Consider the following 14,135-nt stretch of genomic DNA (forward strand, 5'->3'; position numbering starts at 1 on the left):
CAGCGGGTGGCCCGCGGTGGTGCGGTGTTCCTCGTCGCTGCGCACGCGGAGGGACGGCCGACCGCGGCGGATGGCCTGATGGCTCGCCACCGAGGCGCTTCGGATGGAGTCGCGGTTGCCCACAGGCTGCCGGTGGCAGGGGAACGCTTCCGGGGAGGACCGGCTGGGCCGACGGGCCGGCCCGTTCTCCGAGAGGCTGCCGGAGCGGGCGCGTCCGGCCAGGCGCAGCGCCCGTGCTCCCTGCGCGCCGCAACTGCGGAGCCGGTGCGCGGCCAAGTTGCCGCAGCGGGAGTCCTGTTGACCTGTCGCGTTCCCAGGGTGAACGGCGGGACCGCTCGACAGCGGGCCACGACCGCAGCCTCGCGCCTCACGACCGCGCGCAGCCGGAGAAGCGTCGTCGCCCCACGGCTCCTGATGTGCCGCCACGGACGCGCCGTGCACATGGTGGCTCGCGGCCAGGCCGACAGGCCGAGGTGCCGGACGATCGGACCGGTACCCGAGGAATCCGCCGCGGCAACGCCTGCGCTCCGGGAGCCAGGGAGCTCCAGCCCGACGTGGCCGAGACGCCGCCGGGTGTTCCTCGGCGACCGGGCTTGAGTGGGCCAACCGTGCACCCAGGGCGAGCTGGTGACGCTGCTCGTCGGCGACGGCGAACAGGAGCCGGCCATCCCTGCGGGCATCCTGGCGATCAGCCACGAGCGGCGACCGGACGGCGGACTCGCCCAACGGCGGCCTGCTGTCCGGCAGTCCAGGAATCGCCTGGGTCGGGTGATGTGCAGGCTGCCGGGGTGCGTCCGTCCGAGGGTGAGAGCAGGAGCGAGGCCGCGCCAACGGCCGCCGGGCGTAGGGACGGTGGCGCTCTGCCGTGTACCAGCGGATGCCGGTGTGCCGCGCCGAAATTGTCGCAGGCTCCACCGGCCGGATCCCTTGGCAGCCGAGCAAGGCGCCTGAAGGAGTGCCAGCGGCGGCGCACCAGGCTCGCTGCGGCGAGCGCCTGCACGACTGGCCGCGCCCACAGCACCCAGGCACCGGACCGGTGGGCCGGGGCGAGGCCGGCGCGGCGCTCCGGCCGGTGGGTCATATCTCGCGCGGTGCGGCGGCCGGGGCTTTCTGTGTGGATCGATCGGTGATGGGAGTGGTAATTGTGAGCGGTGCGTGGGTCTCGGTGTCGGGGGTCGAGTTTCCCGATCAGGTGGAGGCGGGGCTGCGGGAGGAGTGGGTGGCTCGGGGCTGGTGTCCGGGGCGGGGGCTGTACGAGTTGTTCGTGGAGCGGGTGGCGCTCGATGGGGACCGGGTGGCCGTGGTGGACGACGGCGGCGAGGTGACGTTCGCGGAACTGGCCCGGCGAGTACGGGGGTTGGCCGCCGGGCTGGCGGCGGCGGGGGTGCGGCCGGGGTCGGTGGTGGCGACGAAGCTGCCGGCGGACTGGCGGGCCCTCGCGGTGGATCTGGCGGTGGCGGCGCTGGGGGCGGTGGTGCTGCCGTGCGTGCCGGACCACGGTCGGCGGGACCTGTTGGCGCTGCTCGGGACCTCACGCGCGGATGCGGTCGTGACAGTGCCGGAGTGGAAGGGGCTGGTGGACGGACTGCGACCCGAACTGCCCTGGCTGCACGAGGTGGTGGTGCTGGGCACGGAGCCGTGGCCGGAGCGGGCCGACTGGCAGCCGGAGGCGGTGGACGCGGAGGCGCCAGCGCGGATCCTGGTGTCCTCGGGGTCGGAAGGCGCGCCGAAGCTGATCGCGTACTCGCACAACGCCATGGCCGGGGGCCGTGGGCGTTACGTGGAGCGGGTGCTGGAGACGGCGGACGGGACACCGCCGCGGGTGTTGCTGCTGGTCCAACCAGCAACGGCGTACGGGTCGTTGGGCTTGGTGTCGCTGGTGCGGTGCGGGGCGACGGTGGTGTTGCGGGAGCGGTTCGATCCGGCGGATGCGCTGACGGCCGTGGGGCGTTGGCGGCCGACGCACCTGGCGGCGGTGCCGACCATGCTGCGGCGGCTGGCCGAACAACCGGCGGTGCCCGGTGAGGACTTGTCGTCGTTGCAGGCGGTGGTGTCGAGTTCGGCGATGCTGTCCTCCGCGGTGCTGGCGGCGGGGTTGCGGCGGTTCGGCCGCCCGGTGGTCAACGTGTACGGGGCCAGTGACGGACTGAACTGCCACGCGAGGTGGACGAGTTCGGACGGTGACGCGCTGCGGGTGGGGCGGCCGGACCCGGCCGTGGCGGAGTTCCGGGTGTGCGGGCCGGACGGGCGGCCGGTGCCGGCGGGGGTGGCGGGCGAGTTGCAGGCGCGCGGGCCGATGAGTCCGCTGTGCCACGTCGGCGCACCGGAGTTGGACACCCTGCTGCGGGTGGACGGCGGGTGGGTGCGGTCGGGCGACCGGGGCGTGCTGGAGGCGGACGGGTCGCTGCGGGTGGTGGCGCGGATCAAGCAGATGGTGAACCGGGGTGGCGTGTCGATCGGCCTCTCGGAGGTGGAACGACTGCTGGAGGGGCACCCCGGGCTGGCGGAGGCCGTGTGCGTGCCGGTGCCGGATCCGGACCTCGGGGAACGGATGTGCGTGTGCGCCGTCCCGCGCGAGCAAGCGGCCGGGGGGCCGGAGCTCGCCGAACTGACGGAGTATCTGGGCGGGTTGTGCGGCCTGGAGAAGTACAAGTGGCCGGAACGACTGCTCCTGCTCGATCGCCTGCCGCTCGGCGCATCGGGCAAGCCGGACCGCCTGGCCCTCACCGAGCTGGCGACAGCAGCCACCCGCGAACACGCACCAACCAGCTGACGCCGCAAGGCCGCAAGGCCGGGGCCCGCCGGTGTGAGGGGTGGGCGGGCCCCGGGTGGAGGTGGGGGTGGGGTGGGTCAGGCGACGGGGGCGGGGGTGGGGGCGAAGGAGAGGACTGCTTCGGTGATCCGGTCGACCTGGGGGTCTGTCAGGTGGGGGTAGATCGGGATGGACAGGCACTGGCGGGCGGCGCGTTCGGCGTTCGGCCAGTGGCCGTCGGCGGGGGCGGCGAGGGCGAACGCGGGCTGGTGGGGCAGCGGGCGCGGGTAGTAGACGTGGCTGTCGACGCCGTGGTCGGCGAGGTGCTGCTTGAGCTTGTCGCGGTCTTCGGAGAGCAGCGAATAGACGTAGTAGCAGCGGCCGTTGGTGCCGGGCGACGGCGGGGTGATGCCGTGGGCGGCGAGCGGGGTGAACTGTTCGGTGTAGTGGGCGGCGATCTCGGCGCGGCGGGCGAGGCGGCGCGCCAGGCCGGGGTGGCGGCGCAGCTGGAACGCGGCGAGGACCTCGTCGAAGCGGCTGTTCATGCCGATCAGGTGGTGCCGGAAGCGGTGGGTGCCGTCCTGGCCGTGGTTGCGCAGCATCCGTACCGTGCGGGCGAGTTCGGGGTCGTCGGTGACGACGACGCCGCCTTCGCCGGGGCCGCCGAAGGACTTCACCTGGACGAAGGAGAACAGGCCGGCGTCGCCCCAGGTGCCGGCGGGGCGGCCGTCCAGGACGGCGCCCTGGGCGACGGCGGAGTCCTCGATCAGGCGGAGGCCGTGGCGGTCGGCGAGGGCGCGCATCCGCGGCATGTCGGCCATCACGGAGAACATGTGGGCCGGCATCAGCGCCTTGGTGCGGGCGGTGATCAGGGCCTCGGCGGCGTCCGGGTCGATGACCAGGGTGTGCGGGTCGATGTCGGCGAACACGGGGGTGGCGCCGACGCCGAGGACGGTGTTGGCGAGCGGGGCGCAGCCGAACGCGGGGACGATCACCTCGTCGCCGGCGGTGATGCCCATGGCGCGCAGGATGAGGGTGAGCGCGGTGGTGCCGCTGCCGCAGGCGATGACGTCGGCGGCGCCGAGGTCGGTGCGCAGCAGGTCCTCGAAGCGGGCGGTGCGGTCGCCGAGGATGAAGCGCTGGGCGGGGTCGGTGGCGACCTCGTGGACGACGTCGAGGAGCAGGTCGCGGTCGTCCTCGAAGAGGTCGGGTGGGAAGAACGGGATCAGCGGGGGTGTGGTGGCGGTCATCGGTGCTTTCCGTGCTGGAAGCCGCGGACCAGGTCGCTGACCAGGTCCAGGTCGTGGTCGGCGAGGTCGGGGTAGAGGGGCAGTGCGAGGGCTCGTTCGCAGGCGGCCTCGGCGTGCGGGAACTCGCCGCGCCGGTGGCCGAGTTCGGCGAAGCAGGGCTGCAGGTGCAGCGGCGTCGGGTAGTAGGTCTCGGTCTGAACGCCGTGCCGGGCGAGGTGGGCGGCCAGCTCGTCGCGGTGGTCGGACTCGATCAGGTAGACGTACCAGACGGGGTTGGTGGCGGCGGTCCGCGGGACGACGGCGGGCAGGGTGAGGCCGGGGGTGCCGGCCAGGCGTTCGGTGTAGCGGGCGGCTAGCTCGGCGCGGCGGGCGATGTCCTGGTCGGCGCGGCCGAGTTTGGCGAGCAGGACGGCGGCCTGGATGTCGTCCATCTTGCTGTTGGTGCCGAGGAGTTCGGTGGCCCGGTTGATGGTGGGGAAGTCGTCGACGGTGGGGCCGGTGCGGCCGTGGTGGCGCATCGCGGAGACGGCTTCGGCGAGGGCGGGGTCGTCGGTGAGGACGGCGCCGGCGTCGCCGATCGCGCCGAGGGTCTTGGTGGGGAAGAAGGAGAGCACGCCGCCGGCGCCGTGCAGGCCGGCGTGGACGCCGTCCCAGCGCATGCCGAACGCCTCGGCGCTGTCTTCCACCACGGTCAGTTCGTGGCGCGCGGCGAAGCCCAGCAGGCTGCTCAGGTCGGCAAGTTGGTGGAACAGGTGGACGGGCATGACCATCCGGGTGCGCTCGGTGCGGACGGCTTCGGCGCCGGCCGGATCGAGGCTGTAGGTGTGCGGGTCGATGTCGGCGAAGACCGGGTGGCCGCCGGCCAGCACCACGGCGGTGGCCGAGGCGACGAAGGTGTAGGTCGGGACGATGACCTCGTCGCCGGGTTGCAGCCCGGCCGCGCGCAGCAGCAGGACCAGGGCGTCGGTGCCGCTGTTCACGCCGACGACGTGGCGGGCGCCCGTCCAGGCGGCGAGCGCGGCTTCGAGCTCGGCGACCTTGGGGCCGTGCGAGTACTTGCCGCGGTCCATCAGTTCGTCGAGGTGGCGGCGGGTGGTGGGCCAGAGGGATTCGAAGGTCTCGGTCTGGTTGAAGAAGGAGACGCCGGAGGAGGCACCCATGGAACTCTCATCGGATCGTGTGACGGCGGCGGGCAGGTGTGACCGGTCGGGAAATGCGCGGCGGGAAGGCCGGTGGCGGGAGGCGGAAGGTGGAAGGTGGGCGGAAAACGCTTTCCGTGCAGCGTCGCCGGGTATCGGTAAGCGCTTTCCGGAGGTATTCGAATACCGGCCGGAACAGCAGTGAATCGCGAGGTCGGCGGCCGGGTGCACCCCGCTGAATCTATGCCGCCACCGACACCGTCCACCCGGGACCAAAGGTGACTTCACTCGTTCGAATGCACTTCTGAATAAGCGAGTTGACGCCAAGTCGGGGCGCGCCGGAAGTGCTGGTTGAATACCCGGCGTCGCGATCCCCGCGGCTCGGACGGAAGGACGGCTCGCCATGTCGAACGGACTCGGGACCTTACTGGTCGGAATGGGACGGGCGGGCTCCGGACTCCATCTCCCGGTGCTGCGCCGCCTGCGCGCCGCCGCCGACTCCGCCCACCTGTTCGCCCCCGCCCCGATGCTCGCCGTCGACCCGAACCGCCGACCCGACGCCGCCGCCGACCTGCGTCCCACCAGCCTCGCGGAGGCGGCCCGGCTGTCCGACCCGGCGGAGACCGTGGTCCACCTGTGCACCCCGCCGACCGAACGGGTCGCCGCCCTGGACACCCTGGGCCGCCTCGGCTACCGGCGCATCCTGCTGGAGAAGCCGTTCGCCGCGGACGCCACCGGCCTCGACGAGCTGCTCGACCTGCGCGAGCGCCACGGGCTGGACCTGGTGGTCGTCGCCCAGTGGCTCGGCAGCCGACTGACCGACCGGCTGCGCGGCGCGCTGGCCGGCGGGGTGTACGGCCCGCTGCGGACGATCCACGTGGTGCAGCGCAAGCCCCGGTTCTCCCGCTCGCTCGCGGGCGACGGCCACCCCACCGCCTTCGACATCGAACTGCCTCACTCGCTCGGCCTCTGCCTCTCCCTGGCCGGGCCGGGCCGGGTCACCGCGGCCGGCGGCACCGACATGGTGATCGGCGGCCGGGTGCTGCCCCGGCTCGGCACCGCCTGGCTCAACCTCCAGCACGACGGCGGTGCCTGGACCCGGATCCGCTCCGACCTGACCTCCCCCGTCCGGGAGCGCCGGGTCACCCTGGAGCTCGCCCGCGGCACCCTGATCGGCCACTTCCCCGGCAGCGAGGCCGACGACTACGCCCGGCTGACCGTCATCGACCACGACGGCGAGAGCACGGAACTCCTCCACGACGACTCGCTGAGCACCTTCCTGCACCGCGTCTACGCCTACTTCGCGGCGGGCGGCGCGGTCGGCGGCGCCCACCACCCGCACCCCGACCTGGCGGTCAACTCCCAGGTGGTGCGGCTGCTCGACCAGGCCAAGACGATCGCCGCCGAGAGCAGGAACGCCCAGGCCCGAGGCCCACAGACCCGGGACGCCCACACCCGGGACGCCCAGACCCGGGACGCCCAGACCCAGGATGCTCAGCTCCGGGACGCCCGGCGGCGCGCGGTGATCGCCCGATGACGGCCGCCGTCCCGCAGACCGCGGGTACCGGCGAGCCCGCAGCCGCAGCCTCGTCCGCGCCCGGGCCCGGGCCCGCGCCCGCAGCCGTACCAGCGCCCGCACCCGCCCTGGCACCCGCGCCGACGCGGCTCCCCCGGCCCACCATCGGCTACGGCGGCATCGGCGACGAGGCCGCCCCCGACCTGCCCGGCCAGCTCGCCGCACTGGACGAACTCGGCTGGCGCGAGCTGGAGTTGCGCACGGTGGACGGCAGCTGGATCGCCGATCTGCCGCTCGACCGGGTCGCCCGGATCGCCGAGACGATCGCCGCCCGGGGCGTCCGGGTGACCGGCCTGGCCTCCCGGATCGGGAACTGGGCGGGCCGGATCACCGACGACTTCGCCCCCGACCTGGCGGAACTCGCGGCGCTCACCGCCCGCGCCGCACTGCTCGGCACCGACCGGATCCGGGTGATGTCGTACCCCAACGCCGGTCTGCCGGAAGCCGATTGGCGACGGCAGGCGCTGGACCGGCTGACCCGCCTGGCCGACCTCGCCGACCGGGAGGGCCTGACCCTGCTGCACGAGAACTGCAGCGGCTGGGCCGGGACCTCCGCCGCACGCCAGCTGGACCTGATGGCCTCCGTCGACAGCCCGGCGCTGCGCCTGCTGTTCGACGCGGGCAACGGCGTCCCGCACGGCTACGACGGCCACCTGATGCTCCGCCAGATCGCCGACCACGTCGCCCACGTGCACATCAAGGACGCGGTGGGCGGCGGCGACCGCACCACCTACGTGCTGCCCGGCGACGGTGCCGCGCGGCTCGGGGAGAGTCTGCGCTTCCTGGTGGAGCGCGGCTGGAGCGGCGGATGGTCGCTGGAACCGCACCTCGTCACCCGCCCGCACCAGGGCCTGGCCGCGGACGGCGCGGACGGGAGCGGATTCGTCGCCGCCGGCCGGGCGTTGACCGCCCTGGTGGAGCGGGAGGTGCTGCCGGCCGCGCCGGGGTGGCGGCCGGTGCCCGGCGGGCTCGACCGCCCGGCGGCGCCCGCACGACGGGCGCTTCCGCATGAGCGGCGACGCGGCGACGGCACTCACCGCCGACAGCAAGGCCCGGCCCGATGCCGCCGTCGGCCGTCACGGCGCGCCCCCGGATGCCCGACTCACGCCGGGCGACCGGGAGTTGCTGCTCGACCTGCTGCGCCTGCCGACCGCGGGACCGTTGGAGACCGGCCCCGGGGCGCCGCCCCCACTGCTGCCCGAGGCGCTCACCGTGTACTCCCGGGCAGCGGCGGAGATCGGCCTGTCGGAGGTCCGTCGCGGTGCACCGACTGCCGACGAACTCGCCTGCCGAAACACGCCGCTGACTATCCGTCACTTCATGAACGACTTTGGCTTCCTGGCCGCCCAGCCGAGCCTGGTGCTGCGCCTCGGCCCGTCGCTGCCCCGGCGGGCGACGGTGATGTTCAACGTGCACCTGGACACGGTGGCGGGCCTGGAGCCGGTCGGGTTCGACGGGCGGCGGTTCACCGGGCGGGGGGCGATCGACGCCAAGGGTCCCGCGGTGGCGCTGCTGGCGGGGATCCGGGCGGCGGTCACGGCGGAACCCCGGCTGGGCGAGTCGGTCGGGGTGCTGGTGCAGGCCGTGTCCGGCGAAGAGGGCGGCGCGATGGGCGTGTTCGGTACCCGTCCGCTGGTCGAGGCGGGGTACGTGGGGGCGCTGAACGTGTTCTGCGAGCCGACCGGTCTGCGGTTCCTGCCCCGGTCCACGGCCGCCGCCACCGCCCGGCTCCGGGTGCGCGGCGAGGACGCGATCGACGACTGCCCGGGCGAGGGCCACAACGCGAGCGTGCTGCTCGGCTTCCTCGCCCAGTACCTGGCAAGGGAGTTGGGCAGTGCGGCAGCTCCGCGCGATCCGGTGTGCGTGGCGGGCCTGAGCACCGGGCCGCTGCACAACCGGGTGTACGGCGCGGGCGAGTTGCTGCTCAACCTGCCCTACCGGGATGCCGGTTCGGGCCGTCGCACGGAGGCGGCGGTGGCGGCGGCGGTCGACGCCGGGCTCGCCGCGTTCCGGCGGGAGTTCGGCGGGCTGCCGGAGTTCGCCCGGACGGCCGCCGACTGCACGCGGATCACCCGGCTGGACTGGCTGAAGCGCGGGCTGCCGGTGCTGGACAACCGGCACCCGGAGTTCGAGGAGCTGCTGACGCAGGACGCCGGCATCCCGCAAGTGCCGGACGAGGAACCGGCGTTCACCTGTGACGCGATCTGGGCGGCAGACCTCCCGGACGCCTTCACCGTGGTGCTCGGCCCGGGCGACCTGGGTGCCAACCGGGCGCACGCGGAGGGGGAGTTCGCCGAGCTCGCCCAACTCGAGGGCTTCGCCTCGGCGGTGGCCCGCCTGCTGGTGGCCTTCGCCCGCCGCCGCTGCGCCTAGCCGACAACTCCGCCACTCGGCCCGCCGATCACCTCCTCCCGAAGACCGACCCGCCGACTCAACTGCTCGACGCACCAAGGGGTGTGGCGCTTGTGCCGCGCTCCCCTCACCCATTCCCCAGCAGGAGGCTGTTGCCCATGACCACCGTGGCGTCCGCACCCAGTGCCGCTGCCCGGACCGTTCGCGTCCCGTACGCCGAGTTGCTCCGTTTCACCACCGAGGTGTTCGTCGCGCACCGACTGCCGCCCGGGCGTGCGCAGTTGGCGGCGGAGGCCCTGTGCTACGGGGACGCGGCGGGCATGGACTCGCACGGCCTGGTGAACCTCTCCCGGCTGTACCTGCCGTTGCTGGCGGACGGGCGGGCCGATCCGCTGGCCGAGCCGGTGGTGCTGGCCGACCGGGGGGCGGCCGTGCTGGTGGATGCGGGGAACGCGTTGGGGCTCTGGCAGGCGGGCGCGGCCATGGAGTTGGCGGCGGAGCGGGCGGAGCGGTTCGGCATCGGGCTGGTGTCGGTCCGGCGGGCGACGCACTTCGGGTGTGCGGGCCACCATGCGGCGCGGGTGACCGGGCGCGGCATGGTCGGGCTGCTGGCGTCGAACTGCGGTCGGCAGCGGATCGCCCGTCCGCCGGGTGGGGCGGTCGCGCTGCTCGGAACCAATCCGTGGAGCATGGCCGCGCCGGCGGGTGAACTGCCGCCGTACGTCCTGGACATGAGCACTACGGCGGTTCCGACCGGGCGGGTGCGGGCGGCGGCGCGGGCGGGCCGGGAGATCCCGGCGGGGTGGCTGGCCGACGAGGCGGGGCACCCGGTGACGGATCCGGCGGCGTTCGACCGGGGCGAGGCGCACCTGCTGTGGCTGGGGTCGGGGTCGGGCGCGGAGTTCAAGGGGTTCGGGCTGGGGCTGATGGTGGAGGTGCTGGCGGCGCTGCTGCCCGGTGCGGGCATGGGCCCGGAGCCGGCGGCGCTGGAGGGGGACGGCGGACCGTCCGGCCGGGACGACGACATCGGCCTGTTCGCGCTGGCGATCGCCCCGGCGGCGCTGCGCGATCCGGAGCAAGTGGCCGCCGACGCACGGACCTTGTTCTCCACGGTGCTGGCCTGCCCGCCGGCGGCGGGGCAGGAGGGGCCGGTGGTCTATCCGGGCTGGCACGAGGCGCGCCGGACCGCCGAGGCGCACCGCGACGGTGTGCCGTTGGCGGTCCCGCTGCTGGCCGAACTGGCGGCGCTGGCCGACCGGTTCGGGATCCGTCCGGTGGCCGCGGAGGTGGCGGCATGAGCGGGCTGCGGGTGGGTGTGATCGGCCTCGGGGTGATCTCGCGGTTCTATCTGGCCGCGCTGGAGCGGGTGCCGGGCGTGCGGTTGGCGGCGGTGTGCGATCGGGACGCCGAGGTGCTGCGGACCGTGGAGGGCCCGGTGGGCGCTTTCACGGACCACCGGGAGATGCTGGCCGCGGGCGGGCTGGACGCCGTCGTGGTGACCGTCCCGAACGATCTGCACCTGGCGATCTGCCGGGACGCGCTGCGGGCCGGGCTGCCGGTGTGCGTGGAGAAGCCGTTGGCCCTGCGGGCCTCGGAGGGTGCGGAGTTGGCGGCGCTGGCCGCGGAGCGGCGGGTGCCGCTGTTCACGGCGTTCCACCGGCGGTACAACGCGGCGGTGCGGGAGCTGTGCCGGGCGCTGGACGGTGCGGCGCCGGTGCGGTCGGTGACGGCGCGGTACTTCGAGCTGATCGAGGAGCATGTCGGCCGGGACCGCTGGTACTTGGCCCCGGAGCGCTGCGGCGGCGGCTGCGTCGCCGACAACGGTCCGAACGCGTACGACCTGCTGCGGCTGCTGGCCGGCCCGATGGCGGTGGACGGTGCGCGGGTGGTGCGGGACGGCACCGGCGTGGACCGGCAGGCGGTGCTGGAGCTGTCGGGCGCGGGCGGAGTGCGCGGCCGGATCGAGCTGGACTGGTCGTACCCGGGTGAACTGAAGGACGTGGCCGTGGAGTTGGCGGACGGCTCGGTGCTGCGGGCGGACCTGCTGGCCGGGCACGACGGGTTCAAGCAGTCGCTGTGGCACGAGTACGAGGGCATCGTCGCCGAGTTCGCGGGCCTGCTGACCGGTGCGGGCCACGGCGGATCGGCCGGTCGCGGGCCGGACGGGGTGGACGCGCTGCGGGTGGTCGAGGCGGCGTACCTGGCCGAGCGGGCGGGGGTGCGCGGATGATCGGGCGGCCGGCGGGCGCGGAGCGGGAGACGGTCCGGGAGAACGGGCCGAAGCGGACGGTGACGGGCACGCTGGTGAAGGTGCTGCTGCACAGCCGGACGGACCGCGGGATGAGCCTGGAGCCGTTCGCCAGCCGGTGCGTGCGGGTCGGCGAGGTGCACGAGTTGGTGACGACGGATCAGCGGGACACGGCGGCGGGTGCGCGGATCGACCGGGTCGGGTTCCTGGGTTTCGCCGAGATCGCGGCGGCGGGGGTGCTGGACCGGGGCGACGAGGTCTTCGTCGGCGAGCACCGGGTGGGGACGGTGCTGGGCTTCGACGCCTGCCACTTCCCCAACCACTACAACGTGCTGATCGCGGCCGATCACCTGCTGACCGGCGAGAAGCTCGATCTGCGACCGGAGCTGCCGGTGCGCTTCGTGCCCGCGCCCACCGCGTTCTGAGCGCCCGAGCCGACCGAGTACCGAGCGGGCCGGGTGCTGAGCCCGACGGGTGCCGAGCGGCCGCGCCCCAACCGGGCCGAGTACCGAGCGGCCGCACCCCGACCCCGGACGGCTGCCGGTTCGCGGCACACCGAGGGCCCGGAACGGGGGGCGCCTTCCCCGTTCCGGGCCCGAGTGCCGTCAGACCGTGGCCGGTCCTGCGCCGGGGCTCAGCGGCCCAGCAGCGGAACGTCGATGTCGCCCAGGTGGTAGGCGCGGACGGCGTTGACCAGCTCCTCGACGGACAGCTGGCCGTCGCCGTTGGTGTCGATCTGGCGGAAGGCCTCGGCCGGCTCGACGTTCGAGACGCCGATGGCGTCCAGCCAGGTCTTGAACTCGGCCGGGTTGACCTGGCCGTCGCCGTCCACGTCGACCAGCTCGACGATGGCCTGGATGGTCGGCTTGACGACGCGGCCGAAGCCGGCGCCGCCGTTCTCCAAGACGTGCTCCTCGGCGATGTGGTTGAACTGCTCGGGGGTGAGCGCGCCGGTCTGCTCGTCGATGCCCGCCTTGTCGGCGAAGAAGCCCCACATGCCCAGGTAGGCCTCGGTCAGCTGGCGGCCGGCCGGGGAGACCGGGGCCTCGCCGAAGGCCTGCAGGATGCGCTGGGCCTCCGCCTGCCAGTCGGAGCGGTCGATCTGGCCGTCGCCGTTCACGTCCCAAAGGTCGAAGCGCTTCTGGGCACGGTCGAGCTGCACGGAAGTGGTCATCTCGGAGTTCTCCAGGTGAGTCTGAAATGCGTGGTTTTTCCGGCGCGGGCGCCGCCGGCCCGGGACAGGGTCGGCGAGTGGCGCCCGCCGGGATTTCGCAGAGTGGCCATCACACAATCGGTGCGGTCGGCCACGGAACGTCACACTACCGGCGCGCCGCACTCCGGATCGCCGCCGTGCGACCAACCGAGTGACGGAGCCCTGTCTTTGACGGTTCGTCAGGCAGTTGCCCGTTGAACTCCAAGGCTCGAACCACGATTTGGGGACACGGTCAACTGTTTCGCGGACTGTCTCCCGAGTGGGTGATCGGTGTGCGATTCGACCGCGGCGGGGCCGGGGCCGGCCCATAGTGTCGCTCCGTGACCGAGACGCTCTCCCCGCTCCCGTTGATCGAACTCGCCCCGCAGGCCTTCGCCGCCGTGCACGCGCTGCACGGCGCCGTCGAGCAGGCGGCGGCCGCGGCAGGGCTGGAACCGCTGCTGCTGGAGCTGGTGCGGCTGCGCTGCTCGCAGGTGAACGGGTGCACGTACTGCGTGGGCCTGCACACCGGCGCCGCGCGGGAGGCCGGCGAGTCGGACCAGCGGCTGGAGGCGCTGGCGGCCTGGCGCACGTCCGGCGTGCTGTTCACGGACCGCGAGCGGGCCGCGCTGGCGCTCGCGGAGGCGGTCACCCGGCTGCCGGACCACGCGGAGGGCGAGCGGGCGCAGCGGGCGGCGCGCGCGGTGCTGTCGGACGCGGAGGCGGCGTTCGTGGCGTGGGCGGCGACGGTGGTGAACACGTACAACCGGATCGCGGTCAGCTCGCGGCCGGTGGCGGCCGTCGGGCTCTGAGCCGTTCCGGACTGCCCGGCGGCGCGTGGTGCGGCAGGCTGGAGGGATGGCAACGGTGTTCGGCGGGTCGGGTGCGGTGTCCGGTGACGGTGTCGGCGGTGGTTTCGGTGCGGCCCTGGCGGCCGGGCCGGTGCTGCTGGACGGCGGGCTCTCGGCCCAACTGGGCGCGCAGGGCTGTGACTTGTCGGACGCCCTGTGGTCGGCGCGGCTGTTGCTGGACGAGCCGCGGCAGCTGGTGGCGGCGCACCGGGCGTTCTTCGAGGCGGGTGCGCAGGTGGCCACTTCGGCGAGCTACCAGGCGAGTCGGGCGGGTTTCGCGGGGCGCGGCGTCGATGCGGCGAAGGCGGACCGGCTGCTGGCGTTGAGCGTGGAGTTGGCGCGGCTGGCGGCCGAGGAGGCGTCGGCGGAGCTGGGCGACGGCCGGGCGCGGTGGGTGGCGGCGTCGGTGGGCCCGTACGGGGCGGTGCTGGCGGACGGGTCGGAGTACCGGGGTCATTACGGCCTGTCCGCCAGGGAGTTGGCGGCGTTCCACCGGCCGCGGCTGGAGGTGCTGGCGGCGGCCGGGCCGGATGTGCTGGCGGTGGAGACGGTGCCGGATCTGCTGGAGGCGTCCGTCCTGGCGGAGTGCGTACGGGGGTTGGGGGTGCCGGTGTGGTTCTCGCTCGGGGCGGCGGGCGGTCGGACCCGGGGCGGGGAGCCGCTGTCGGAGGCGTTCGCGCTGGTGGCGGAGGTGCCGGAGGTGGTGGCGGTGGGTGTCAACTGCTGTGCGCCGCAGGAGGTTCCGGCGGCGGTGTCGCTGGCGGTGGAGCTGACG

The 14,135-nt window shown here is 74.2% G+C and carries 11 protein-coding genes and 1 pseudogene; 9 read left to right on the plus strand and 3 right to left on the minus strand.

Annotation, left to right across the window (positions count from 1 at the left end; genetic code table 11):
- Positions 1 to 1,144 precede the first annotated feature (1,144 nt).
- Entirely contained in the window at positions 1,145 to 2,773 is a 1,629-nt protein-coding gene (locus tag KCH_RS07450) for a class I adenylate-forming enzyme family protein (RefSeq protein ID WP_051653894.1), read from the plus strand.
- 77 nt (positions 2,774 to 2,850) lie between these two features.
- On the opposite strand, the gene KCH_RS07455 is transcribed toward KCH_RS07450, so the two are convergent.
- Positions 2,851 to 4,002, minus strand: a complete 1,152-nt coding sequence (locus tag KCH_RS07455; protein ID WP_035860451.1) for a DegT/DnrJ/EryC1/StrS family aminotransferase — start codon at positions 4,000 to 4,002, stop codon at positions 2,851 to 2,853.
- Positions 3,999 to 5,162, minus strand: a complete 1,164-nt coding sequence (locus KCH_RS07460) for a DegT/DnrJ/EryC1/StrS family aminotransferase (protein ID WP_035860454.1) — start codon at positions 5,160 to 5,162, stop codon at positions 3,999 to 4,001. The genes KCH_RS07455 and KCH_RS07460 overlap by 4 nt, the downstream gene beginning before the upstream one ends.
- 448 nt (positions 5,163 to 5,610) lie before the next feature.
- On the opposite strand from KCH_RS07460, the gene KCH_RS07465 reads away from it, so the two are divergent.
- The 6 genes and pseudogenes from KCH_RS07465 (at position 5,611) to KCH_RS07490 (ending at position 11,742) form a co-directional block, all read left to right on the plus strand.
- Positions 5,611 to 6,678 (plus strand): Gfo/Idh/MocA family oxidoreductase, encoded by a 1,068-nt coding sequence (locus KCH_RS07465; protein WP_051652850.1) that lies wholly within the window; start codon positions 5,611 to 5,613, stop codon positions 6,676 to 6,678.
- Positions 6,675 to 7,493: pseudogene (locus KCH_RS39315) on the plus strand (sugar phosphate isomerase/epimerase family protein); the annotation flags it as partial. The gene KCH_RS07465 and the pseudogene KCH_RS39315, both read left to right, overlap by 4 nt.
- Positions 7,494 to 7,725: 232 nt before the next feature.
- Positions 7,726 to 9,090, plus strand: a complete 1,365-nt coding sequence (locus tag KCH_RS07475; RefSeq protein ID WP_084223349.1) for a M20/M25/M40 family metallo-hydrolase — start codon at positions 7,726 to 7,728, stop codon at positions 9,088 to 9,090.
- A gap of 137 nt (positions 9,091 to 9,227) precedes the next feature.
- Complete coding sequence (locus KCH_RS07480) at positions 9,228 to 10,367, plus strand: Ldh family oxidoreductase (protein ID WP_035860465.1); 1,140 nt, start codon at positions 9,228 to 9,230, stop codon at positions 10,365 to 10,367.
- Positions 10,364 to 11,299, plus strand: coding sequence for a Gfo/Idh/MocA family protein (locus KCH_RS07485; RefSeq protein WP_035860469.1), 936 nt, complete (start codon positions 10,364 to 10,366; stop codon positions 11,297 to 11,299). Before KCH_RS07480 ends, KCH_RS07485 begins: the two co-directional genes overlap by 4 nt.
- The gene (locus KCH_RS07490; RefSeq protein WP_051652851.1) at positions 11,296 to 11,742 is read left to right on the plus strand and encodes a DUF6917 domain-containing protein; all 447 of its coding nucleotides are present in this window, start codon (positions 11,296 to 11,298) and stop codon (positions 11,740 to 11,742) included. The genes KCH_RS07485 and KCH_RS07490 overlap by 4 nt, the downstream gene beginning before the upstream one ends.
- Positions 11,743 to 11,951: 209 nt before the next feature.
- Here KCH_RS07490 and KCH_RS07495 read toward each other — a convergent pair whose 3' ends face one another.
- Entirely contained in the window at positions 11,952 to 12,491 is a 540-nt protein-coding gene (locus KCH_RS07495) for an EF-hand domain-containing protein (protein ID WP_035860477.1), read from the minus strand.
- A gap of 359 nt (positions 12,492 to 12,850) precedes the next feature.
- Here KCH_RS07495 and KCH_RS07500 point away from each other — a divergent pair, with 359 nt between their 5' ends.
- Both KCH_RS07500 and mmuM read left to right on the plus strand, forming a co-directional pair.
- The gene (locus KCH_RS07500) at positions 12,851 to 13,321 is read left to right on the plus strand and encodes a carboxymuconolactone decarboxylase family protein (RefSeq protein WP_035860479.1); all 471 of its coding nucleotides are present in this window, start codon (positions 12,851 to 12,853) and stop codon (positions 13,319 to 13,321) included.
- Between the two features lie 46 nt (positions 13,322 to 13,367).
- On the plus strand, positions 13,368 to 14,135 hold a 768-nt coding region (mmuM, locus tag KCH_RS07505), incomplete at its 3' end, for a homocysteine S-methyltransferase (protein ID WP_084223351.1).

Origin of the sequence: Kitasatospora cheerisanensis KCTC 2395, from assembly GCF_000696185.1 — a bacterium.
GTDB classification, from domain to species: Bacteria; Actinomycetota; Actinomycetes; order Streptomycetales; family Streptomycetaceae; genus Kitasatospora; species Kitasatospora cheerisanensis.

Bases quoted from the DNA above. Each gene is read 5' to 3' on its own strand.
- KCH_RS07460 (WP_035860454.1), bottom strand. From the start codon at position 5,162: ATGGGTGCCTCCTCCGGCGTCTCCTTCTTCAACCAGACCGAGACCTTC.
- KCH_RS07475 (WP_084223349.1), top strand. From the start codon at position 7,726: ATGAGCGGCGACGCGGCGACGGCACTCACCGCCGACAGCAAGGCCCGG.
- KCH_RS07490 (WP_051652851.1), top strand. From the start codon at position 11,296: ATGATCGGGCGGCCGGCGGGCGCGGAGCGGGAGACGGTCCGGGAGAAC.
- KCH_RS07485 (WP_035860469.1), top strand. From the start codon at position 10,364: ATGAGCGGGCTGCGGGTGGGTGTGATCGGCCTCGGGGTGATCTCGCGG.
- KCH_RS07480 (WP_035860465.1), top strand. From the start codon at position 9,228: ATGACCACCGTGGCGTCCGCACCCAGTGCCGCTGCCCGGACCGTTCGC.
- KCH_RS07495 (WP_035860477.1), bottom strand. From the start codon at position 12,491: ATGACCACTTCCGTGCAGCTCGACCGTGCCCAGAAGCGCTTCGACCTT.
- KCH_RS07455 (WP_035860451.1), bottom strand. From the start codon at position 4,002: ATGACCGCCACCACACCCCCGCTGATCCCGTTCTTCCCACCCGACCTC.